This is a genomic window from Streptomyces sp. NPDC051133 (assembly GCF_040682635.1).
Taxonomy (GTDB): domain Bacteria; phylum Actinomycetota; class Actinomycetes; order Streptomycetales; family Streptomycetaceae; genus Streptomyces.
Genome location: NZ_JBFBBK010000045.1, coordinates 1 through 23035, shown reverse-complemented (window position 1 = coordinate 23035; position 23035 = coordinate 1). Strand labels below are relative to the sequence as shown.

Sequence of the window (23035 nt, the reverse complement as noted above, 5' to 3'; positions counted from 1 at the left end):
ACCGGCCCACCCCGAAACACGGACACCACGCGGGAAAGGTTCCGCGTGATGCCACACCCCGCATTCTTGCTGCCGTTACCGATTCGTGTCACTCGCCTGTGGACAACTGCCCGCACGATGTCGGTCTTACGGCCTTTTCGACCGCGTTTTCGATGGAGAGCGAGGCGAGGAAGGCGGAATGCGGTCGGGGTGGCCGGCCGGTGTGCCCGGTCAGGCCGCGTCGACCTCGCGGAGCCGACCGGTGCGCACGTCGAACACGAAGCCGCGCACGTCGTCGGTGTGCAGCAGGAACGGCGAGGTGCGCACCCGCTGCATCGACTGGCGCACGTCCTGGTCGACGTCCCGGAAGGACTCCACCGCCCACGCCGGGCGCTGGCCCACCTCCATCTCCAGGTCGTGCCGGAAGTCCTCGGTGATGCTCTCCATGCCGCACCCGGTGTGGTGGATGAGCACCACGCTGCGGGTGCCGAGCGCCCGCTGGCTGATGGTCAGGGAGCGGATCACGTCGTCGGTCACGACACCGCCCGCGTTGCGGATGGTGTGGCAGTCGCCGAGTTGCAGGCCGAGCGCCTTGTGCAGGTCGAGGCGGGCGTCCATGCAGGCCACGACCGCGACCTGGAGAACGGGCCGGGCATCCATGCCGGGGTCGGAGAACTCGGCGGCGTACCGCTGGTTGGCCTCCACCAGGCGGCCCGTGACGGTGTCGGCGGCGGATATGGCGCCTTCGGATCCGGTGGGAGCTGCTGCAGAAGTCGTCATGCCGACGACGTTACTGGTCACCGGCCGGTACGGCCCGCTGCCAGACGGGACAAAGAACGTCATCGTGGCTTGTTGTGAGCGAACCCACACGGAGGGAAAACCTGGTCCGGACGGGTGAATCCGTTCGAATCGCGGCTTCCCCCGGGCGGCGGTGCGCGACGCGCAGGCCGGTTGATTGACCGCGAGACAGGGTGGACTAAAGTGGCGCGAAGCGGGAGGCGTGGCTCTCCCTGCTGGTGAAACCCCGGAGACCCGGCACCCGCCCGGACCGTCTCCCCGCGTGCGCGGCGCGTACGTGCGGCTCGGCCTCCTCCCGCTCCCGGTCGGCTGACGCTTCCGGCGCCGGCCGTCCCCCGTTCACGAGCAGGCGGGGACCCGGCGGTGCGTGCGGCCCGCCGGAACTGAGAGGCCCCCTTGAGCCAGAGTCGACACGTCCCGGTGATGCTCCAGCGGTGCCTGGATCTGCTGGCGCCCGCGCTGGAGCACCCGGGAGCGGTGGTCGTCGACTGCACCCTCGGTCTCGGCGGCCACAGCGAGGCACTGCTCGCCCGGTTCCCCGAGGCGCGGCTGATCGGCCTCGACCGGGACAAGGAGGCGCTGCGCCTGTCCGGCGAGCGGCTGGCGCCGTTCGGCGAGCGCGCCACCCTGGTGCACGCCGTCTACGACGAGCTGCCCGACGTGCTCCGCAGGCTCGGCATCGCGCGCGTGCAGGGCGTGCTGTTCGACCTCGGGGTCTCCTCGATGCAACTGGACGAGGCCGGCCGGGGCTTCGCCTACGCCCAGGACGCGCCCCTCGACATGCGCATGGACCAGACGACCGGCATCAGCGCCGCCGAGGTCCTCAACACCTACGCGCCGGGCGAACTCGTGCGCATCCTGCGCGCGTACGGCGAGGAGAAGCAGGCCAAGCGGATCGTCGCGGCGATCGTCCGGGAGCGCGAGAAGGAGCCCTTCAGCAACAGCGCGCGCCTGGTCGAGCTGATCCGGGACGCCCTGCCGCAGGCCGCCAAGCGCACCGGCGGGAACCCGGCCAAGCGCACCTTCCAGGCGCTGCGCATCGAGGTCAACGGCGAACTGTCCGTGCTGGAGCGGGCGATCCCGGCGGCCGTGAAGGCCCTCGACGTCCGCGGGCGGATCGCCGTGCTGTCGTACCAGTCGCTGGAGGACCGGCTGGTCAAGCAGGTGTTCGCGGCCGGTGCCGCGTCCACCGCGCCGCCCGGGCTGCCGGTCGTGCCCGAGCGCTACCAGCCGCGGCTCAAGCTGCTCACGCGCGGTGCCGAACTTCCCACCGAGGAAGAGGTCGCCGAGAACCGCCGGGCCGCACCGGCCAGGTTGCGTGGCGCCGAGCGGATCAGGGAGGACGTCGAGTGACCGAGACGGGTCGGTTGGATTCCCGAACTCACCGGGGGGCGGCGACGTCGTGGGTCCCACTGCCGTGCGGCCCACTGGGGGAGCGGTGAGCAGGAAACCCCAGCTGAAGGGGAGGGCCGCCCGGCTCGCCCGGCTCTTCCCGGCCGGCCGTGCCCGGGCGGCCCGCACCCCGTTCGTCCTGCTCGTCGTCCTGCTCCTCGGCGGCGGCCTCATCGGGCTGCTGGTGCTCAACTCCGCGCTCAGCGAAGGCTCGTTCAAACTCGCCGACCTGCAGAAGCGGACCAAGAACCTCACCGACGAGGAGCAGGCCCTGCAGCGGGACATCGACGCCTACTCCGCCCCCGACGCGCTCCAGCGCCGCGCGCAGGAGCTCGGCATGGTCCCCGGCGGCGACCCGGCCTTCCTCGGGCCCGACGGCAGGGTGAAGGGCGTGCCGGGCGCCGCCTCTCCCGGGCCGGCGGCGCTCACGGCCCCCGAGTCCCCGGCCGACGCCACCGTCCCCCTCCCCGGGCCCCCGGCTGCCACGGCACCCCCCACCGCGCCACCGTCCCCCGGCGGGAGCGCCCCCACCGCGGCCGACCCCTCGGCAGCCGTCCCCACCGCCGCCCCCTTCGCGGCGACCATTCCCCAGACCGCCTCCACCCCGACCCCCGGCAGGTGACGGAAGTGTCCGACAGGGAACCGCCGCGCCGCCGTGTGCCCGCGCCGGCGTGTGCGCTCCGCTCCGGTGGGTGCGGGGACGGCGGCCGGCGCCGGTGCGGTCGCGGTCCGGTGTCGTGCGTGGGGCGGTGCCGTCCGGCCGTCCGCCGCCGTGCGGTCCGGGCCTGCGCCCCGGTCCGGGCGGCCCTCCTCCAGCCCATTCCCACCCCGACCCCCGGCAGGTGACGGAAGTGTCCGACAGGGAACCGCAGCGCCGCCGTGTGCCCGCGCCGGCGAAGCCTCCTCGGCCGCGCGGTGCCGTGCGGCGGCAGCCCGGGCCCGGCGCCCGGCCCGCCCGCCGGCCGAGCGGGGCCCGGCCCATGCCGCCGCGCCCGCTCCGGCTCGGCAGCCCCCGGCCCCGGCTGCGCATGGTCAGCCTCGCCCTGACGCTGGTGCTGATCGCCTTCGTCGTACGGCTGCTCCAGGTGCAGGCCGTCGACGCCAGCGCCTACGCGGCGCGGGCCGAACAGAACCGGTACGTCGTGCACACGTTGGCCGCCGCCCGCGGCGGGATCACCGACCGCAACGGTGTGGCCCTCGCCATCAGCGAGGACGCGTACGACATCACGGCCGACCCGACGATGTTCAGCAAGAAACAGCTGAACATCGGCAACGGTCCCGAGCAGGCCGCCGCGCTGCTCGCGCCGATCCTCGGCCAGGACCAGGCCGCGCTCGTGAAGAAGCTGCGCCCCAGGAACGGCAACTCCCGGTACGCCCGGCTCGCCACCCGGCAGACCCCGCAGGTCTGGAAGCAGATCAAGGACCTGAAGAACGCGCTCGCCAAGAAGGCCGGCACCGACAAGAACACCGCCAACGTGCTCGCCGGCGTCTTCGCCGACCCCAGCAGCCAGCGCGTGTACCCCAACGGCGACCTCGCCGCCGGGATACTGGGCTGGGTCAACGCCGACGGCAAGGGCGGCGGCGGCATCGAGCAGGCGCTGGAGAAGCAGCTGTCCGGCAAGGACGGCAAGATCCGTTACGCCCAGTCCGGCGGCCGCGAGGTGCCGACCGCGGGGTCCACGGAGACCCCGGCCGTGCCCGGCTCCGACGTCGAGCTGACCATCGACCGCGACATCCAGTGGGCGGCCCAGAACGCGATCAGCGAGCAGGTGAGGAAGTCCAAGGCGGACCGCGGTTACGTCGTCGTCCAGGACACCCGCACCGGCCAGATCCTCGCCATGGCCGACTCGCCCGGGTTCGACCCCAACGACCTGTCGAAGGCCGACGGCGACGCCATGGGCAACGCGGCCCTCCAGGACGCCTACGAGCCCGGCTCCACCGCCAAGGTGATGTCCATGGCGGCCGTGCTGGAGCAGCACGCCGCGACCCCGCTCACCCACGTCGTCGTACCCAACCGGCTGCACCGCGGCGACCGGCTCTTCTCGGACGACGTCGACCACGCCACCTGGTACCTCACGCTCAACGGCGTGCTCGCCAAGTCCAGCAACATCGGCACCATCCTCGCCACCGGACAGCTCGGCAGGACCCAGCCCGAGGCCAACAAGGTCCTGTACTCGTACCTGCACAAGTTCGGCATCGGCAGCTACACCGGGCTCGGCTTCCCCGGCGAGACCCGGGGCATCCTCGCGCCCTACCGGAAGTGGTCCACCTCGCAGCAGTACACGATCCCTTTCGGCCAGGGCTTCTCCCTCAACGCGATGCAGGCCGCCTCCGTGTACTCGACCATCGCCAACGGCGGCGTCCGGATCCAGCCGACCCTGGTGCGCGGCAGCAAGGGCGCCGACGGCCGCTTCACGCCGGCCCCGAAGCCCGGGCAGAGCCGGGTCGTCAGCGCGAAGACCGCCAAGGCCGTCGCCCAGATGCTGGAGTCCGTCGTGGACGACGAGCAGGGCACGGGCATCAAGGCCCGCATCCCCGGGTACCGGGTCGCGGGCAAGACCGGCACGGCCAACCGTGTGGATCCGGCCACCGGCCGGTACCGCGGCTACACCTCGTCGTTCGCCGGCTTCGCCCCCGCGGACAACCCCCGCATCACGGTCTACTGCGCCATCCAGAACGCCACCGTCGGCAGTTACTTCGGCGGCCAGATCTGCGGACCCATCTACAAGCAGGTGATGGAGTTCGCCCTGAAGACCCTCCAGGTCCCGCCGACCGGCGCGCACTCCGCGAACCTGCCCGTCGACTACAAGCCCTGATCAGCACACCGGAACACCAGGAACGCACTCGTGACAACGATCACCCCCGACCCCGGGAACCAGGGCTCCCCCAGCCCCTCGCTTCGCTCCGGAGCGGGTACGCCCGGTACGCTCACCGCCGTGCCACACGCTGATCAGTCCCAAACCACCCAGAAGGGCGCTTCCGTGACATATCCGGGACCGCCGCGACCGGTCGAGGTCTCCGCCACACCCCTCGCGGAACTGGCCGATCAGCTGGGTGCCGCCGCTCCGGCCGGCTCCGCCGCGGTCACGGGCATCACCCACGACTCGCGCGCCGTCCGTCCCGGCGACCTGTACGCCGCCCTCCCGGGCGCCCGCCTGCACGGTGCCGACTTCGTCACCCAGGCCGCCGGTCTCGGCGCGGTCGCCGTGCTCACCGACCCGACGGGCGCCGAGCGCGCCGCCGCGAGCGGACTGCCGGTCCTCGTCGTGGACGACCCGCGCGCGCGGATGGGCGAACTCGCGGCCGGCATCTACGGCCACCCGGGCCGCGACCTGCTGCAGATCGGCATCACCGGCACCTCGGGCAAGACCACCACCGCCTACCTCGTCGAGGGCGGCCTGCGGACCGCGAAGTCCACGGGTCTCGTCGGCACCGTCGAGATGCGCATCGGCGACGAGCGCATCAAGTCCGAGCGCACCACCCCCGAGGCCACCGACCTGCAGGCCCTGTTCGCCGTCATGCGCGAGCGCGGTGTCGAGGCGGTCGCCATGGAGGTCTCCAGCCACGCCCTGGTCCTCGGCCGGGTCGACGGCTGCGTCTTCGACATCGCCGTGTTCACCAACCTCAGCCCGGAACACATGGAGTTCCACTCCGACATGGAGGACTACTTCCGGGCCAAGGCGCAGCTGTTCACGCCCGAACGCAGCAAACTCGGCGTGGTCAACGCCGACGACGAGTACGGCCGCCGGCTCGCCGCCGAGGCCACCGTCCCGGTCGTCACCTTCTCCGCCGAGGGCCACCCCGACGCCGACTGGCGCGCCGAGCACGTCCAGGTCGGCCCGATGGACTCGACGTTCACCGTCCTCGGCCCGAACGGCGAGCGCATCCAGGCCAAGTCGCCGCTGGCCGGCCCGTTCAACGTGGCGAACACCCTCGCCGCCATCGTCGCCCTCGCCGTGGCCGGCCTCGACCCGCAGGCCGCCGCCGACGGCATCGCCGCCGTACCGGGCGTCCCCGGCCGCCTCGAACGGGTCGACGCCGGGCAGCCCTACCTCGCGGTCGTGGACTACGCCCACAAGACCGACGCCGTCGAGTCCGTGCTCAAGGCGCTGCGCAAGGTCACCAAGGGCCGTCTGCACATCGTCCTCGGCTGCGGCGGCGACCGCGACCGGACCAAGCGCGCCCCGATGGGCGCCGCCGCGGCCCGCCTCTCCGACACGGCCGTACTGACCTCCGACAACCCCCGCTCCGAGGACCCGCTCGCGATCCTCGCGACCATGCTCCAGGGCGCGGCCTCCGTGCCCGCGCACGAGCGCGGCGAGGTGCTCCTGTTCGAGGACCGGGCCGCCGCGATCGCCGCCGTCGTGGGCCGCGCCCAGGCCGGCGACACCGTGCTGGTCGCGGGCAAGGGCCACGAGCAGGGCCAGGACATCGCCGGCGTGGTCCGTCCCTTCGACGACCGCCAGGTGCTCCGCGAAGCCATCCAGAAGACCCAGGGATGAAAATCCAGAAGACCCAGGGGATGAACTTGTGATCGCCCTCTCCCTCGCCGAGATCGCAGCAGTCGTCGGCGGGCAGACGCACGACATACCGGATCCGTCCGTCCAGGTGACGGGTCCGGTCGTCCGGGACTCCCGCGAGGTGGTGCCCGGCAGCCTGTTCGCCGCCTTCGTCGGCGAACGCGTGGACGGCCACGACTACGCACCGCAGGTCGTCGAGGCGGGCGCGGTCGCCGTACTGGCGTCGCGCCCGGTCGGCGTGCCCGCGATCGTGGTCGAGGACGTGCAGACCGCCCTCGGCGCCCTCGCCCGGCACGTCGTACGCCGGCTCGGCGCGACCCTCGTCGCCCTGACCGGCTCGGCGGGCAAGACCAGCACCAAGGACCTGATCGCGCAGGTGCTCCGGCGCAAGGCGCCGACGGTGTTCACGCCCGGCTCGCTCAACAACGAGATCGGGCTGCCGCTGACCGCCCTCACCGCCACCGAGGAGACCCGGTTCCTCGTCCTGGAGATGGGCGCCCGCGGCATCGGGCACATCCGCTACCTCACCGAGCTGACCCCGCCGAGGATCGGCCTGGTCCTCAACGTCGGCACCGCCCACATCGGGGAGTTCGGCGGCCGCGAGCAGATCGCCCAGGCCAAGGGCGAACTGGTGGAGGCGCTCCCGGAGGACGGGGCGGCGATCCTCAACGCCGACGACCCGCTGGTGCGTGCCATGGCCTCCCGTACCAAGGCGAAGGTGGTCCTTTTCGGAGAGTCGACCGAAGCGGACGTACGCGCCGAGAACGTACGACTCACGGACAGCGGACAGCCGGCCTTCAGACTTCACACACCCTCCGGTGCATGTGATGTGACCATGCGCCTGTACGGTGAGCATCACGTGTCGAACGCGCTCGCCGCGGCCGCCGTCGCCCATGAGCTGGGCATGTCCGCGGAAGAGATCGCCCTCGCGCTCTCGGAGGCGGGCTCCCTCTCCCGCTGGCGCATGGAGGTCACCGAGCGCCCGGACGGCGTGACCATCGTCAACGACGCCTACAACGCCAACCCCGAGTCCATGCGGGCCGCCCTCAGGGCGCTCGCGGCCATGGGCAACGGACGGCGTACGTGGGCGGTGCTCGGCAAGATGGCCGAGCTGGGGGACGAGGCGCTCGCCGAGCACGACGCCGTCGGACGGCTCGCCGTCCGGCTCAACGTCAGCAAGCTCGTCGCCGTCGGGGGGATTGAGGCCTCCTGGCTGCAACTGGGCGCATATAACGAGGGTTCGTGGGGTGAGGAGTCGGTGCACGTGTCCGACGCACAGGCGGCGGTCGACCTGTTGCGCAGCGAGTTGCGCCCGGGGGACGTCGTGCTCGTGAAGGCGTCCCGTTCGGTGGGTCTCGAGAGCGTTGCCCAGGCGCTGCTGGAGACCGGTGCCGAGGGTGAGGTTGCCGCCCGATGATGAAGCAGATCCTGTTCTCGGGAGTCATTGGCCTCTTCCTGACGCTGGTCGGCACCCCGCTGCTGATCAAGCTGCTGGCCCGCAAGGGCTACGGCCAGTACATCCGTGACGACGGCCCGCGCGAGCACGCCAGCAAGCGCGGTACGCCGACGATGGGCGGCATCGCGTTCATCCTGGCGACGATCGCCGCGTACTTCCTGAGCAAGCTCATCACCGGTTACCCGCCCACCTACTCCGGGCTGCTGGTCCTCGGCCTGATGTTCGGCATGGGCCTGGTCGGCTTCCTCGACGACTACATCAAGATCGTCAAGCGGCGTTCGCTGGGTCTGCGGGCCAAGGCGAAGATGGCCGGCCAGCTGATCGTCGGCATCTCCTTCGCCGTGCTGTCGCTGATGTTCTCCGACGCGCGCGGCAACACCCCGGCCTCCACCAAGCTGTCGTTCATCACCGACTTCGGCTGGACGATCGGCCCGGTGCTGTTCGTCGTCTGGGCGCTGTTCATGATCCTCGCGATGTCGAACGGCGTGAACCTCACCGACGGTCTGGACGGCCTGGCCACCGGCGCCTCCGTGCTCGTCTTCGGCGCCTACACGTTCATCGGTGTCTGGCAGTTCCAGGAGTCCTGCGCCAACGCGGCGACCCTGACCAACCCCGGTGCCTGCTACGAGGTGCGCGACCCGCTGGACCTCGCCGTGGTCGCCTCCGCGCTGATGGGAGCCTGCCTCGGCTTCCTGTGGTGGAACACCTCGCCCGCGAAGATCTTCATGGGCGACACCGGTTCGCTCGCGCTCGGCGGTGTCCTGACGGGCCTGGCCATCCTCTCCCGCACGGAGCTGCTGGTGGCCATCATGGGCGGCCTGTTCGTGCTCATCACCATGTCGGTCGTCATCCAGGTCGGCTCCTTCCGGCTCACCGGCAAGCGCGTCTTCCGGATGGCACCGCTGCAGCACCACTTCGAACTCAAGGGCTGGTCCGAAGTCCTGGTGGTGGTCCGGTTCTGGATCATTCAGGGCATCTGTGTGATCGTCGGACTGGGCCTCTTCTACGCAGGATGGGCAGCGGACAAGTGACCACCTCCTCGGCGTCCTCCGACTTCCAGGGCAGGCACGTCACCGTCGCCGGGCTCGGCGTCTCCGGCGTCCCGGCGGCCAAGGTGCTGCACGCGCGCGGGGCGATCGTCACGGTCGTCAACGACGGCGACGACGCACGCGCGCGTGAGCAGGCCGCGGAACTGGAGGCGCTCGGCATCACCGTGCGCCTCGGTGACGGTGCCTCCCTGCCGGAGGGCACCGAGCTGATCGTCACCGCGCCCGGCTGGAAGCCCGACAAGCCGCTGTTCCTGGCGGCCGAGCGGGCGGGCGTGCCCGTCTGGGGCGACGTCGAGCTGGCCTGGCGCCTGCGCGGCCCCGACGCGGCCCCCTGGCTGGCCGTCACGGGCACCAACGGCAAGACCACCACCGTGCAGATGCTGGCGTCGATCCTGAAGGCGGCGGGCCTGCGCACGGCCGCCGTCGGCAACATCGGCGTCTCGCTGCTGGACGCGGTCCTCGGCGACGAGCAGTACGACGTGCTCGCCGTGGAGCTGTCCAGCTACCAGCTGCACTGGGCGCCCTCGCTGCGCGCCCACTCGGCGGTCGTCCTCAACCTCGCCCCGGACCACCTCGACTGGCACGGCTCCATGGAGGCGTACGCCGCCGACAAGGGCCGCGTCTACGAGGGCAACCGGGTCGCCTGCGTCTACAACGTGGCCGACAAGCTCACCGAGGACCTGGTCCGCGAGGCCGACGTCGAAGAGGGCTGCCGGGCCGTCGGGTTCACCCTCGGTACGCCCGGCCCCTCCCAACTCGGCGTCGTGGAGGGCATCCTGGTCGACCGCGCCTTCGTCGAGAACCGGCACAAGAACGCGCAGGAGCTCGCCGAGGTCTCCGACGTCAACCCGCCGGCCCCGCACAACATCGCCAACGCCCTTGCCGCGGCGGCCCTCGCGCGCGCCTTCGGGGTGCCCGCCACGGCCGTACGCGACGGTCTGCGGGCCTTCCGTCCCGACGCGCACCGCATCGAGCACGTGGCGGACGTCGACGGGGTCGCGTACATCGACGACTCCAAGGCGACCAACACCCATGCCGCGGAAGCGTCGTTGGCGGCATATGACCCGATCGTATGGATTGCGGGCGGTCTGGCGAAGGGCGCGACCTTCGACGAGCTGGTCGCCAAGTCGGCACAGCGGCTGCGCGGTGCCGTCCTGTTCGGTGCCGATCGCGCGCTGATCCGCGAGGCCCTCGCGCGACACGCCCCGGAAGTACCCGTGGTCGACCTCGACCGGACCGACACTGGGGCGATGCTCCAGGCGGTGACGGAAGCGAAGCGGCTGGCTCGGCCCGGCGACACCGTGCTGCTGGCCCCGGCCTGTGCCTCCATGGACATGTTCACCAACTACAACCAGCGCGGTGACGCGTTCGCGGCGGCGGTCCGCGAACTCGAAGCCTGACCCCGGCCGCCCGCCGGGCGGAACTTGGGAGGGACGCGTGGGACGGTCGACGTTCAGTGGAGGCGCCGATGCCCAGTAGCCGAACCGGCCGGCCGCCCGCGCAGCGGGCGTCCCGTCGCCCCGCGGCCTCCCGGCCCACGCCCGAGAACGCCGTCCAACGGCTCTTCAGGCGTGCGCGGAAGGCCTGGGACCGCCCGCTGACCGCCTACTACCTGATCGCCGGCGGCAGCGTGCTGATCATCGTGCTGGGTCTGGTGATGGTCTACTCGGCCTCCCAGGTCACCGCGCTGCAGATGTCGCTGCCGGGCTCGTACTTCTTCCGCAAGCAGCTGCTGGCCGCCGTGCTGGGCGGCGTACTGCTGTTCGCGGCCTCCCGTATGCCGGTGAAACTGCACCGGGCGCTCGCCTACCCGATCCTCGCCGTCGCCGTGTTCTTCATGGCCCTGGTGCAGGTGCCCGGGATAGGGATGTCGGTCAACGGCAACCAGAACTGGATCTCGCTCGGCGGCTCCTTCCAGATCCAGCCCAGCGAGTTCGGCAAGCTCGCCCTCGTGCTCTGGGGCGCGGACCTGATCGCGCGCAAGCAGGAGAGGAAGCTGCTGACCCAGTGGAAGCACATGCTGGTGCCGCTGGTGCCGGTCACCTTCCTGCTGCTCGGGCTGATCATGCTCGGCGGCGACATGGGCACCGCGATCATTCTCACGGCGATCCTGTTCGGCCTGCTGTGGCTCGCGGGGGCGCCCACCCGGCTGTTCGCCGGGGTGCTGACCATCGCGGCCCTGATCGGCGGGGTCCTCATCAAGACCAGCCCCAACCGCATGGCCCGGCTCGCCTGCATCGGCGCCACCGAGCCCAAGGCCGGGGTCGCCGACTGCTGGCAGGCCGTGCACGGGATCTACGCGCTCGCCTCCGGCGGCTTCTTCGGATCCGGCCTGGGTGCGAGTGTGGAAAAATGGGGCCAACTGCCCGAGGCGCACACCGACTTCATCTTCGCCGTCACCGGTGAGGAACTGGGCCTGGCGGGGACACTGTCGGTGCTCGCCCTGTTCGCGGCTCTAGGCTATGCGGGTATCCGCGTGGCCGGACGCACGGAGGACCCCTTCGTGAGGTACGCCGCGGGAGGCGTGACCACCTGGATCACCGCCCAGGCGGTGATCAACATCGGTGCGGTGCTCGGCCTGCTGCCGATCGCCGGTGTCCCCCTCCCGCTGTTCTCCTACGGAGGGTCCGCCCTGTTGCCGACCATGTTCGCCATCGGGCTGCTGATCGCCTTCGCACGCGACGAGCCCGCTGTGCGGGCGGCGCTTGCGATGCGGCAACCTCGCTTTGGTAGAAAGCGGGCAGGAGGCTCCGGTGCCGAGCGGGGGCCTCGGAGATGGAACACGATGCGACGGCGCGCCTCGGTGGCGCGTTCGTCCGGAGAGCGGTGAATTTCGGTGCATGTCGTACTCGCCGGTGGGGGGACCGCCGGCCACATCGAGCCCGCGCTCGCCCTCGCGGACGCCCTGCGCAGGCAGGACCCGACCGTGGGGATCACGGCCCTGGGCACGGAGCGCGGCCTGGAGACCCGGCTCGTCCCGGAGCGCGGCTACGAGCTGGCGCTGATCCCGGCGGTGCCGCTGCCCCGCAAGCCCACGCCCGAGCTGATCACCGTCCCGGGCCGGCTGCGCGGCACGATCAAGGCCGCCGAGCAGATTTTGGAGCGCACCAAGGCGGACGCCGTGGCCGGCTTCGGCGGTTACGTCGCCCTGCCCGCCTACCTGGCCGCCAAGCGCCTCGGTGTGCCCATCGTGATCCACGAGGCCAACGCCCGCCCGGGCCTGGCCAACAAGATCGGCTCGCGGTACGCCGCCCAGGTCGCCGTCTCCACGCCGGACAGCAAGCTGCGCAACGCGCGCTACATCGGCATCCCGCTGCGCCGGTCCATCGCCACGCTGGACCGCGCCGCGGTCCGCCCCGAGGCGCGCCACCGCTTCGGCCTCGACCCGAACCTGCCCACGCTGCTCGTCTCCGGCGGCTCCCAGGGCGCCCGGCGCCTCAACGAGGTCGTCCAGCAGGTCGCGCCGTGGCTCCAGCAGGCCGGTATCCAAATCCTGCACGCGGTCGGCCCGAAGAACGAACTGCCGCAGGTGCACCAGATGCCGGGAATGCCCCCCTACATCCCGGTAAGTTACCTGGACCGGATGGACCTCGCGTACGCCGCGGCCGACATGATGCTCTGCCGCGCGGGCGCGATGACCGTCGCCGAACTCTCCGCCGTCGGGCTCCCGGCCGCCTACGTCCCGCTGCCCATCGGCAACGGCGAACAGCGGCTCAACGCCCAGCCGGTGGTCAAGGCCGGCGGCGGACTCCTCGTCGACGACGCGGAGCTGACGCCCGAGTGGGTGCAGCAGAACGTGCTGCCCGTGCTCGCCGATCCGCACCGGCTGTACGAGATGTCCCGCTCGGCAAGCGAGTTCGGCCGCCGGGACGCCGACGACCTGCTCGTCGGCATGGTGTACGAGGCGATCGCCTCACGCCGTTAGGACCGTATGACGAAAGGGCAGTGAGCGTGGCCGGACCGACGACCGCCGAGCGCGGGGAACGCCAGCAGAAGTCGTCCGGCCCGCCGCCCGCCCGCAGCTGGGGGCGCCTGCGCCTTCGTGCGATCGTCATCCTGGCCGTGGCCGCCCTGCTCCTCGGGGCCGGTGGCGTCTGGGTGTTGTACGGCTCCCAGTGGCTGCGCGTGCAGCACGTCTCGGTGTCCGGCACGCGCGTGCTGACCCCCGCCGAGGTGCGGGACGCCGCAGCCGTGCCGGTCGGGGAGCCGATGATTTCCGTCGGTACGGACACCATCGAGGCCCGACTCCGCCGGAAATTGCCCCGAATTGACACCGTGGACGTGGTCCGTTCCTGGCCCCACGGAATCGGCCTGAAAGTGACCGAGCGCACTCCGGTTTTGCTGGTCGCAAAGGGCGGGGACTTCGTCGAAGTCGATGACGAGGGTGTCCGGTTCGCCACGGTTTCGCAGGCGCCGAAAGGCGTTCCGATGCTGGAATTGTCCGTGTCCCGGTCGGATTCGTCCGCCGCGAGCCTCAGGCGCTTCGGCACCGACCGGCTGGTGCGCGAGGCGGTCCGGGTCGCCGGCGAGCTGCCGGACACCGTCGCGCAGGTCACCCGGAACGTCCAAGTCCGTTCCTACGACGCCATCTCGCTGGAGTTGGGCGACGGCCGCACGGTCACCTGGGGCAGCTCCGAGAACGGCCGCGCCAAGGCACGGGCCCTCACAGCACTCATGAAAGCAGCTCCGGGCGCCCGGCACTTCGATGTCAGCGTGCCCACCGCCCCTGCGTCATCGGCGAGTTGACGCACATCAGCGCAGGCCAGCACCCTGGTTGGGCACTGCTACGGCTGATCACATAGGGTGAAAAGAAAAACGGGAGGTTCGGCGTGTTCGTTGAACGGGCGCCACTTGTCGACTTAGTGTCCTGTTCAGAAGACTCCAGGGAACAGACACACTGGTAACCCTAAACTTCAGGGTTAGGGTTCGGGTCGGCGCTACGGACCGTCCCATTCGGCATCCGTCGTCCCGGTGCGGGGAACCGCCCGGCGGCGACAACGTAATTCGAGGCGAGAGGCCTTCGACGTGGCAGCACCGCAGAACTACCTCGCAGTCATCAAGGTCATCGGTGTCGGCGGCGGTGGTGTCAATGCCATCAACCGGATGATCGAGGTCGGTCTCAAGGGTGTCGAGTTCATCGCCATCAACACCGACGCGCAGGCGCTGTTGATGAGCGACGCCGACGTCAAGCTCGACGTCGGCCGGGAACTCACCCGCGGACTCGGCGCCGGAGCCAACCCGGCCGTCGGCCGCAAGGCCGCCGAGGACCACCGCGAGGAGATCGAGGAGGTCCTCAAGGGGGCCGACATGGTCTTCGTGACGGCCGGTGAAGGCGGCGGCACCGGCACCGGCGGCGCGCCCGTCGTGGCCAACATCGCACGCTCGCTGGGCGCCCTCACCATCGGCGTGGTCACGCGCCCGTTCACCTTCGAGGGGCGGCGCCGCGCGAACCAGGCCGAGGACGGCATCGCGGAGCTGCGCGAAGAGGTCGACACCCTCATCGTCATCCCCAACGACCGGCTGCTGTCCATCTCGGACCGCCAGGTCTCGGTCCTGGACGCCTTCAAGTCCGCCGACCAGGTCCTGCTCTCCGGTGTCCAGGGCATCACCGACCTCATCACCACGCCCGGCCTGATCAACCTCGACTTCGCCGACGTGAAGTCGGTCATGTCCGAGGCCGGTTCGGCCCTCATGGGCATCGGCTCGGCCCGCGGTGACGACCGTGCGGTGGCCGCCGCCGAGATGGCGATCTCCTCGCCGCTCCTGGAGGCGTCCATCGACGGCGCCCGGGGCGTGCTGCTCTCCATCTCCGGTGGCTCCGACCTCGGCCTGTTCGAGATCAACGAGGCCGCCCAGCTGGTCAGCGAGGCCGCCCACCCCGAGGCCAACATCATCTTCGGCGCGGTCATCGACGACGCCCTCGGCGACGAGGTCCGGGTCACCGTGATCGCGGCCGGCTTCGACGGCGGTCAGCCGCCGGCCCGCCGGGACAACGTCCTCGGCTCGGCGTCCGCGTCGGCGTCCGGCCGCCGCGAGGACCCCGCCCCGGTGCGGCCCGCCGAGCCCAGCCGCCCGTCCTTCGGCTCGCTCGGCAGCGTGAAGCCGAAGGAGGACCCGGAGCCGGCGCCCGAGCCGGTGGCCGACATCCCGGTCGCCCCGCCTGCCCCGCCGGCCCCCCGCAGCTACGCCGACAGCGCGGCCGAGGAACTGGACGTCCCGGACTTCCTCAAGTGATAGGACGGCGCGAGAGCGTGAGCGGCGCGCACTTCGCCTTCACCGACCGGTGGGGCGGGGTGAGCGCCGCTCCGTATGAGGAGCTGAACCTCGGCGGCGCGGTCGGCGACGACCCGCAGGCCGTGCGCACCAACCGGGACATCGCCGCCAAGTCGATCGGTGTGGATCCCGGGCTGGTCGTCTGGATGAACCAGGTGCACGGCGCCGACGTGGCCGTGGTGGACGAGCCGTGGGGGGAGCGCCCCGTGCCGGAGGTCGACGCGATCGTCACCGCCCGCCGCGGACTCGCCCTCGCCGTCCTCACCGCCGACTGTGTGCCGGTGCTGCTGGCCGACCCCGTCGCCGGGGTCGTCGCGGCGGCCCACGCGGGCCGCCCCGGGATGGTCAAGGGGATCGTCCCCGCCGCCGTACGGGCCATGGTCCGGCTCGGCGCCGAACCGGGCCGGATCGTCGCCCGCACCGGGCCGGCCGTGTGCGGCCGGTGCTACGAGGTGCCGGAGGAGATGCGCGCCGAAGTGGTGTCCGTCGAGCCGGCGGCGCACGCCGAGACGAGCTGGGGCACGCCGGCGGTCGACGTGAGCGCCGGGGTGCACGCACAGCTCGACCGGCTCGGGGTGCGCGACCGGGCGCAGTCGCCGGCGTGCACGCTGGAGTCGGGTGATCACTTCTCGTACCGCCGCGACCGCACCACCGGGCGGCTCGCGGGCTATGTCTGGCTGGACTGATGGGGCATGACGGACCGTAAGACCGAACTCGCCGCGAATCTGGCGAATGTGGAGCAGCGCATCACCGACGCGTGCGTGGCCGCGGGGCGCAAGCGGGAGGAGGTGACCCTGATCGTGGTCACCAAGACCTACCCGGCGAGCGACGTGCGGATCCTGTCGGAGCTCGGTGTGCGCCATGTCGCCGAGAACCGCGACCAGGACGCGGCACCGAAGGCCGCGGCTTGTGCCGATCTGTCCCTCAAGTGGCATTTCGTCGGGCAGTTGCAGACCAACAAGGTGCGCTCCGTGGTCGGTTACGCCGATGTCGTGCAGTCCGTCGACCGCGCCCGGCTCGTCACCGCGCTCTCCAGGGAGGCGGTGCGGGCGGAGCGCGAGGTGGGCTGTCTGATCCAGGTCGCGCTGGACGCCGGCGCGAGCGGCAGGGGTGAACGCGGTGGCGTCTCCCCGGACGGAATCGAAGAGTTGGCCGACCTCGTCGCCGGGGCGGCCGGGCTGCGGCTCGACGGGCTGATGACCGTCGCCCCGCTCACCGGGGAGTACGCGGGACGCGAACGGGCGGCGTTCGGGCGGCTCATGGATTTGTCGACTGACCTGCGCCGAGCCCATCCGGCTGCAACCATGGTGTCCGCAGGGATGAGTGCGGACCTCGAACAGGCCGTGGCCGCCGGGGCGACACATGTGCGCGTCGGTACCGCGGTACTCGGAGTCCGCCCCAGGCTCGGGTAACGTCGCCAGGAAGTCGGACCACAGCAGAAAATATGGTCAATGCCCGTGAAGTTGGGCACAACGACCACGTGGATCGCGGGCACTTGGCAGTCGTCAGTCGATCCACCACAGAGCGGAGGACTCAGAGCATGGCCGGCGCGATGCGCAAGATGGCGGTCTACCTCGGCCTCGTGGAGGACGATGGGTACGACGGCCGCGGATTCGACCCCGACGACGACTTCGAGCCCGAGTTGGACCCGGAGCCCGAGCGGGAACACCGACGACACGAATCGCCACATCAGTCGCACAACGCACATCAGTCGCAAAGAGACGATTCGGTGCGAGTGGTGCAGCCTCCGGCACCCCGCGAACCGGTGTCGCATTCCGCGTCGCTCCCCGCGGAATCCGGGCGCCCGGCGCGGATCGCGCCCGTGGCGTCCATCACACAAGAACGTCAGTCCCTGGAGAAGAACGCACCGGTGATCATGCCCAAGGTCGTGTCCGAACGAGAGCCTTACCGGATCACCACGCTCCACCCCCGGACCTATAACGAGGCCCGTACCATCGGGGAACACTTCCGTGAGGGCACCCCGGTGATCATGAATCTGACTGAGATGGATGACACAGACGCGAAGCGACTTGTCGACTTTGCGGCCGGTTTGGTGTTTGGTCTTCACGGCAGCATCGAGCGGGTGACGCAGAAGGTGTTCCTGTTGTCTCCTGCTAACGTCGATGTCACGGCGGAGGACAAGGCCCGCATCGCAGAGGGCGGGTTCTTCAACCAGAGCTGAGACGCACGACCCGATCGAAGCACGGAAAAGCACGGAAACAGGGGAGAGGGAAACGCAGGCCATGAGCGTGTTCGCGCAGGTGATCTACATCGCGCTGATGGTGTTCCTCGTCGTGCTCATCTTCCGGCTGGTCATGGACTACGTCTTTCAGTTCGCCCGCTCGTGGCAACCCGGCAAGGCGATGGTGGTCGTACTGGAGGCCACCTACACTGTCACCGATCCACCGCTGAAGCTTCTGCGGCGGTTCATCCCGCCGCTGCGTCTCGGGGGCGTGGCGCTCGACCTGTCCTTCTTCGTACTGATGATCATCGTCTACATTCTCATCTCCATCGTGCAGGGCTTCGTGAGATGAGGGTGGACGATACGGTCTTGCCGACTGCCGATGACTACGTTGAGGTGAAGAGATGCCGTTGACCCCCGAGGACGTGCGGAACAAGCAGTTCACGACCGTCCGCCTCCGAGAAGGCTATGACGAGGACGAGGTCGATGCCTTCCTCGACGAGGTCGAAGCCGAACTGACCCGTCTGCTCCGCGAGAACGAGGACCTGCGCGCCAAGCTGGCCGCGGCCACGCGCGCTGCTGCCCAGAACCAGCAGAACATGCGCAAGCCTCCGGAGCAGGACCAGCCGCAGCACCCGCAGCAGCAGGGCATGCGAGGTCCCGGCGCGCCGGTGCCCGCCGGCATATCGGGCCCGCCGCAGCAGCAGATGGGCGGCCCCATGGGTGGCCCGCCCCAGCTGCCGAGCGGTGCCCCGCAGCTGCCCGCCGGTCCCGGCGGTCAGGGCGGCCCGCAGGGTCCCGGCCCGATGGGCCAGGGTCCGATGGGCCAGGGTCCGATGGGCCAGGGTCCGATGGGTCAGGGTCCGATGGGCGGCCAGCCGCCCATGCAGCAGCAGATGGGCGGTCCGATGGGCGGCCCCATGGGCGGTCCGATGGGCGGCCCCGGTCAGGGCCCCGGTGGCGACAGCGCCGCCCGTGTCCTCTCGCTGGCCCAGCAGACCGCCGACCAGGCGATCGCCGAGGCCCGCTCCGAGGCCAACAAGATCGTCGGCGAGGCCCGCAGCCGCGCCGAGGGTCTGGAGCGTGACGCCCGTGCCAAGGCCGACGCCCTGGAGCGGGACGCGCAGGAGAAGCACCGCGTCGCGATGGGCTCCCTGGAGTCCGCCCGCGCCACGCTGGAGCGCAAGGTCGAGGACCTGCGCGGCTTCGAGCGCGAGTACCGCACGCGCCTGAAGTCGTACCTCGAGTCCCAGCTGCGCCAGCTGGAGACCCAGGCCGACGACTCCCTGGCCCCGCCGCGCACCCCGGCCACCGCGTCGCTGCCGCCGTCCCCGGCGCCCTCCATGGCCCCGGCCGGCGCGAGCGCCCCGTCCTACGGCGGCAACCAGACGATGGGCGGCAACCCCGCTCCGTCCGCCCCGTCCTACGGCGGCCAGCAGCAGATGACCCCGGCCATGACCCAGCCCATGGCCCCGGTCCGGCCGCAGGGTCCGTCCCCGATGGGTCAGGCGCCCTCGCCGATGCGCGGGTTCCTGATCGACGAGGACGACAACTGATCACCGGGCACTAGTACGACAACGGCGTCGGCAGCGCTCAATAGGGCGGGCCCCCGGACTTCGGTCCGGGGGCCCGCCCTTTTTACGCGAGTTGCGCGGAGTACGTTCCACGAGAAGGGCCCGGCCTCCCCACGGGAGGCCGGGCCCTTGTCGATTCCGCTCGGCCGTTACGCCTTGCGCAGCCGGAAGGTGAGCGACAGCCCCTCGTCGGTGAACGTCTCACCGAAGGTGCCGTCGGCCTCGCCCTGCCGGAAGTCCGTCGACAGGACCTCCTCGGCGATCAGTTCGGCGTGCTCGGCCAGGGCGGCGACCACCGCGGCATCCGTCGAGGTCCACCGCAGAGCGATCCGGTCGGCCACGTCGAGCCCACTGTTCTTGCGGGCCTCCTGGATCAGCCGGATCGCGTCCCGGGCCAGGCCCGCCTGCCGCAGCTCCTCGGTGATCTCCAGGTCCAGGGCGACCGTGGCACCGGAGTCGGAGGCCACCGACCAGCCCTCGCGCGGGGTCTCGGTGATGATCACCTCGTCCGGGGCGAGCGTGACCGTCTCGCCGTCGACCTCGACCGAGGCCGTGCCCTCACGCAGGGCGAGGGACAGCGCGGCGGCGTCCGCGTTCGCGACCGCCTTGGCCACGTCCTGCACCCGCTTGCCGAACCGCTTGCCCAGCGCACGGAAGTTGGCCTTGGCGGTGGTGTCCACCAGGGAGCCGCCGACCTCGCTCAGCGACGCCAGCGAGGAGACGTTCAGCTCCTCCGTGATCTGCGTGTGCAGCTCGGGGTCCAGGGTCTCGAAGCCGCTGGCGGCGATCAGCGCGCGGGACAGCGGCTGACGGGTCTTCACGCCCGACTCCGCGCGCGTGGCGCGGCCGAGCTCCACCAGCCGGCGGACGAGGACCATCTGCTTCGACAGCTCCGGGTCGATGGCGGACAGGTCCGCCTCCGGCCAGGCGGCCAGGTGGACCGAGTCCGGGGCGCCCGGGGTCACCGGCACCACCAGGTCCTGCCACACCCGCTCGGTGATGAACGGGGTGATCGGCGCCATCAGCTTGGTGACCGTCTCCAGCACCTCGTGCAGCGTGCGCAGCGCGGCCTTGTCGCCCTGCCAGAAGCGGCGCCGCGAGCGGCGGACGTACCAGTTGGACAGGTCGTCGACGAACGCGGACAGCAGCTTGCCGGCGCGCTGGGTGTCGTACGCCTCCAGCGCCTGGGTCACCTGGTCGGTGAGCGCGTGCAGCTCGGACAGCAGCCAGCGGTCGATCAGCGGGCGCTCGGCCGGGGCCGGGTCGGCCGCGCTCGGCGCCCACGCGGACGTGCGGGCGTACAGGGCCTGGAAGGCGACCGTGTTCCAGTACGTCAACAGGGTCTTGCGGACGACCTCCTGGATGGTGCCGTGGCCGACCCGGCGGGCCGCCCACGGGGAGCCGCCGGCCGCCATGAACCAGCGCACCGCGTCCGCGCCGTGCCGGTCCATGAGCGGGATCGGGTCCAGGGTGTTGCCCAGGTGCTTGGACATCTTGCGGCCGTCCTCGGCGAGGATGTGGCCGAGGCAGACGACGTTTTCGTACGACGACTTGTCGAAGACGAGCGTGCCGACCGCCATCAGCGTGTAGAACCAGCCGCGGGTCTGGTCGATCGCCTCGGAGATGAACTGGGCCGGGTACCGGCTCTCGAACAGCTCCTTGTTCTTGTGCGGGTAGCCCCACTGCGCGAACGGCATCGAACCCGAGTCGTACCAGGCGTCGATCACCTCGGGCACGCGCGTGGCCGTCTTGCCGCAGCCGTCCTGCGGGCAGGCGAAGGTGACCTCGTCGATGTACGGCCGGTGCGGGTCGAGGCCCGACTGGTCGGTGCCCGTCAGCCCGGTCAGCTCCGCGCGGGAGCCGACGCACGTGAGGTGGTCGTCCTCGCAGCGCCAGATCGGCAGCGGGGTGCCCCAGTAGCGGTTGCGGGAGAGCGCCCAGTCGATGTTGTTGTTCAGCCAGTCGCCGAAGCGGCCGTGCTTGACCGTCTCCGGGAACCAGTTGGTCCCCTCGTTCTCCTGGATGAGGCGGTCCTTGACCGCCGTCGTGCGGATGTACCAGGAGGGCTGCGCGTAGTAGAGCAGCGCGGTGTGGCAGCGCCAGCAGTGCGGGTAGCTGTGTTCGTACGGCAGGTGCCTGAAGAGCAGGCCGCGCTGCTGGAGGTCCTCGGTGAGCTGTTCGTCGGCCTTCTTGAAGAAGACGCCGCCGACCAGCGGGACGTCCTCCTCGAAGGTGCCGTCCGGGCGGACCGGGTTGACCACGGGCAGGCCGTAGGAGCGGCAGACCTTCAGGTCGTCCTCACCGAAGGCGGGGGACTGGTGGACCAGACCCGTGCCGTCCTCGGTGGTCACGTAGTCGGCGTTGACCACGTAGTGCGCCGGCTCCGGGAACTCCACGAGCTCGAACGGGCGCTGGTACGTCCAGCGCTCCATCTCGGCGCCCGTGAAGGTCTGGCCCGTGGTCTCCCAGCCCTCGCCGAGCGCCTTGGCGACGAGCGGCTCGGCGACGACGAGCTTCTCCTCGCCGTCGGTGGCGACGACGTAGGTGACCTCCGGGTGCGCGGCGACCGCCGTGTTCGACACCAGGGTCCAGGGGGTCGTCGTCCACACCAGGAGCGCGGCCTCGCCGGCGAGCGGACCGGACGTGAGCGGGAAACGGACGTACACGGACGGGTCGACGACCGTCTCGTAGCCCTGCGCCAGCTCGTGGTCGGACAGGCCGGTGCCGCAGCGCGGGCACCAGGGGGCGACGCGGTGGTCCTGGACCAGCAGGTCCTTGCTGAAGATCTCCTTCAGCGACCACCAGACCGACTCCACGTACTCGGGGTCCATGGTCCGGTAGGCGTCGTCCAGGTCGACCCAGTAGCCCATGCGGGTCGTCAGGTCGGCGAAGGCGTCGGTGTGCCGGGTCACGGACTCGCGGCACTTGGCGTTGAACTCGGCGATGCCGTACGCCTCGATGTCCTGCTTGCCGGAGAAGCCCAGCTCCTTCTCGACCGCCAGCTCCACCGGGAGGCCGTGGCAGTCCCAGCCGGCCTTGCGGGCCACGTGGTAGCCGCGCATGGTGCGAAAGCGCGGGAAGACGTCCTTGAAGACGCGCGCCTCGATGTGGTGGGCGCCGGGCATGCCGTTCGCGGTGGGCGGGCCCTCGTAGAACACCCACTCGGGGCGGCCCTCGGACTGCTCCAGGCTCTTGGCGAAGATCTTCTGGTCGCGCCAGAAGTCGAGCACGGCGTGCTCAAGAGCGGGCAGGTCGACCTGTGCGGGCACCTGGCGGTACGTCGGCGCTGTCATCTGCGAGCATCCTCCAACGGACTTGCTGCCTTCCGTCGGAGGGACGAGAGCCTTCGATCCTGTCTACGCCGTGTGCGGCGCGCTCCCGCGGTACCACCCTCCTTGGCCCTCCGCCGCGCCGTACGCGCCGGTGGGCCCCCTCATTGGGGTCGCGAGCCGGCTCTACTCGCCCCGGCCTCGCGGCTGCGGCTTTCTTCCGGCGGCTCCGGGGTGATCTTCACGTCGCGCTCGCCCCCGGGCTCACACCGTCCCCGGGTCGCTCTGGGCTGCCTACGCCGCTACTCGTCCCCATCCACGCTTTTCGCTCCGCCCAGTGTACGGCGCCGCGCGGACAGTGGCTGACCGGTTTTCCGTGCGCCGGGCGCGGGCCCCGGTGACCGGCGGCGATGACCCGAATGGCCAGGGTGCGGGCGCTCGGATCCGGGGAGGCGCCGCCCGTCGGATTACCCGGCGGGGAGCTGGGCACAACGGATGCAGGCCCGCTGCGCGGGGGGTGCGGGCGGGCGAATCGGGCGGTGT

The 23035-nt window shown here is 71.0% G+C and carries 18 protein-coding genes; 16 read left to right on the top strand and 2 right to left on the bottom strand.

The features are described from left to right. Window positions 1-210: 210 nt before the first annotated feature. The gene (locus AB0N17_RS34205; protein ID WP_366015502.1) at window positions 211-759 is read right to left on the bottom strand and encodes a carbonic anhydrase; all 549 of its coding nucleotides are present in this window, start codon (window positions 757-759) and stop codon (window positions 211-213) included. Between the two features lie 414 nt (window positions 760-1173). On the opposite strand from AB0N17_RS34205, the gene rsmH reads away from it, so the two are divergent. The 16 genes from rsmH to AB0N17_RS34125 all read left to right on the top strand — a co-directional run bounded on the left by rsmH (window position 1174) and on the right by AB0N17_RS34125 (window position 19205). After that, window positions 1174-2130, top strand: coding sequence for a 16S rRNA (cytosine(1402)-N(4))-methyltransferase RsmH (gene rsmH, locus AB0N17_RS34200; protein WP_366015501.1), 957 nt, complete (start codon window positions 1174-1176; stop codon window positions 2128-2130). 85 nt (window positions 2131-2215) lie between these two features. Then, window positions 2216-2791, top strand: a complete 576-nt coding sequence (locus AB0N17_RS34195; protein ID WP_366015500.1) for a septum formation initiator family protein — start codon at window positions 2216-2218, stop codon at window positions 2789-2791. A gap of 229 nt (window positions 2792-3020) precedes the next feature. After that, window positions 3021-4985: a penicillin-binding protein 2 gene (locus AB0N17_RS34190; RefSeq protein ID WP_366015498.1), complete on the top strand. Its 1965-nt coding sequence runs from the start codon at window positions 3021-3023 to the stop codon at window positions 4983-4985. Between the two features lie 165 nt (window positions 4986-5150). Further along, window positions 5151-6671, top strand: coding sequence for a UDP-N-acetylmuramoyl-L-alanyl-D-glutamate--2,6-diaminopimelate ligase (locus AB0N17_RS34185; RefSeq protein WP_366015497.1), 1521 nt, complete (start codon window positions 5151-5153; stop codon window positions 6669-6671). 28 nt (window positions 6672-6699) lie between these two features. Then, a complete protein-coding gene (murF, locus tag AB0N17_RS34180) occupies window positions 6700-8106 on the top strand; it encodes a UDP-N-acetylmuramoyl-tripeptide--D-alanyl-D-alanine ligase (RefSeq protein ID WP_366015496.1) in 1407 nt (468 codons plus the stop codon). Then, entirely contained in the window at window positions 8106-9176 is a 1071-nt protein-coding gene (gene mraY / locus AB0N17_RS34175; protein WP_366015544.1) for a phospho-N-acetylmuramoyl-pentapeptide-transferase, read from the top strand. Before murF ends, mraY begins: the two co-directional genes overlap by 1 nt. Continuing rightward, a complete protein-coding gene (gene murD, locus AB0N17_RS34170) occupies window positions 9158-10594 on the top strand; it encodes a UDP-N-acetylmuramoyl-L-alanine--D-glutamate ligase (RefSeq protein ID WP_366015495.1) in 1437 nt (478 codons plus the stop codon). The genes mraY and murD overlap by 19 nt, the downstream gene beginning before the upstream one ends. A gap of 68 nt (window positions 10595-10662) precedes the next feature. Further along, on the top strand, window positions 10663-12024 hold the full coding sequence (gene ftsW, locus AB0N17_RS34165; RefSeq protein ID WP_366015494.1) for a putative lipid II flippase FtsW: 1362 nt from the start codon (window positions 10663-10665) through the stop codon (window positions 12022-12024). Window positions 12025-12030: 6 nt separating this feature from the next. After that, window positions 12031-13119 carry an undecaprenyldiphospho-muramoylpentapeptide beta-N-acetylglucosaminyltransferase gene (gene murG, locus AB0N17_RS34160; RefSeq protein ID WP_366015493.1) on the top strand — a complete coding sequence of 363 codons (1089 nt, stop codon included), beginning with the start codon at window positions 12031-12033 and terminating at the stop codon, window positions 13117-13119. A 26-nt stretch (window positions 13120-13145) separates the two neighbouring features. Then, window positions 13146-13940 carry an FtsQ-type POTRA domain-containing protein gene (locus tag AB0N17_RS34155; RefSeq protein ID WP_366015492.1) on the top strand — a complete coding sequence of 265 codons (795 nt, stop codon included), beginning with the start codon at window positions 13146-13148 and terminating at the stop codon, window positions 13938-13940. Between the two features lie 279 nt (window positions 13941-14219). Further along, a complete protein-coding gene (gene ftsZ, locus AB0N17_RS34150; RefSeq protein WP_366015491.1) occupies window positions 14220-15428 on the top strand; it encodes a cell division protein FtsZ in 1209 nt (402 codons plus the stop codon). Beyond that, window positions 15425-16153: a peptidoglycan editing factor PgeF gene (pgeF, locus tag AB0N17_RS34145; RefSeq protein ID WP_366015490.1), complete on the top strand. Its 729-nt coding sequence runs from the start codon at window positions 15425-15427 to the stop codon at window positions 16151-16153. Before ftsZ ends, pgeF begins: the two co-directional genes overlap by 4 nt. A gap of 6 nt (window positions 16154-16159) precedes the next feature. Then, window positions 16160-16879, top strand: coding sequence for a YggS family pyridoxal phosphate-dependent enzyme (locus AB0N17_RS34140; protein WP_366015489.1), 720 nt, complete (start codon window positions 16160-16162; stop codon window positions 16877-16879). A 128-nt stretch (window positions 16880-17007) separates the two neighbouring features. After that, a complete protein-coding gene (gene sepF / locus AB0N17_RS34135; RefSeq protein ID WP_366015488.1) occupies window positions 17008-17649 on the top strand; it encodes a cell division protein SepF in 642 nt (213 codons plus the stop codon). A 61-nt stretch (window positions 17650-17710) separates the two neighbouring features. Continuing rightward, window positions 17711-18001 carry a YggT family protein gene (locus AB0N17_RS34130; protein WP_366015487.1) on the top strand — a complete coding sequence of 97 codons (291 nt, stop codon included), beginning with the start codon at window positions 17711-17713 and terminating at the stop codon, window positions 17999-18001. Window positions 18002-18053: 52 nt separating this feature from the next. Next, a complete protein-coding gene (locus AB0N17_RS34125) occupies window positions 18054-19205 on the top strand; it encodes a DivIVA domain-containing protein (RefSeq protein WP_366015486.1) in 1152 nt (383 codons plus the stop codon). A 167-nt stretch (window positions 19206-19372) separates the two neighbouring features. On the opposite strand, the gene ileS is transcribed toward AB0N17_RS34125, so the two are convergent. Continuing rightward, the gene (gene ileS / locus AB0N17_RS34120; RefSeq protein WP_366015485.1) at window positions 19373-22516 is read right to left on the bottom strand and encodes an isoleucine--tRNA ligase; all 3144 of its coding nucleotides are present in this window, start codon (window positions 22514-22516) and stop codon (window positions 19373-19375) included. Window positions 22517-23035: the final 519 nt, after the last annotated feature.

Bases quoted from the DNA above. Each gene is read 5' to 3' on its own strand.
- AB0N17_RS34140 (WP_366015489.1), top strand. From the start codon at position 16,160: ATGACGGACCGTAAGACCGAACTCGCCGCGAATCTGGCGAATGTGGAG.
- mraY (WP_366015544.1), top strand. From the start codon at position 8,106: ATGAAGCAGATCCTGTTCTCGGGAGTCATTGGCCTCTTCCTGACGCTG.
- AB0N17_RS34205 (WP_366015502.1), bottom strand. From the start codon at position 759: ATGACGACTTCTGCAGCAGCTCCCACCGGATCCGAAGGCGCCATATCC.
- murD (WP_366015495.1), top strand. From the start codon at position 9,158: ATGGGCAGCGGACAAGTGACCACCTCCTCGGCGTCCTCCGACTTCCAG.
- ftsW (WP_366015494.1), top strand. From the start codon at position 10,663: ATGCCCAGTAGCCGAACCGGCCGGCCGCCCGCGCAGCGGGCGTCCCGT.
- sepF (WP_366015488.1), top strand. From the start codon at position 17,008: ATGGCCGGCGCGATGCGCAAGATGGCGGTCTACCTCGGCCTCGTGGAG.
- ileS (WP_366015485.1), bottom strand. From the start codon at position 22,516: ATGACAGCGCCGACGTACCGCCAGGTGCCCGCACAGGTCGACCTGCCC.
- AB0N17_RS34125 (WP_366015486.1), top strand. From the start codon at position 18,054: ATGCCGTTGACCCCCGAGGACGTGCGGAACAAGCAGTTCACGACCGTC.
- AB0N17_RS34130 (WP_366015487.1), top strand. From the start codon at position 17,711: ATGAGCGTGTTCGCGCAGGTGATCTACATCGCGCTGATGGTGTTCCTC.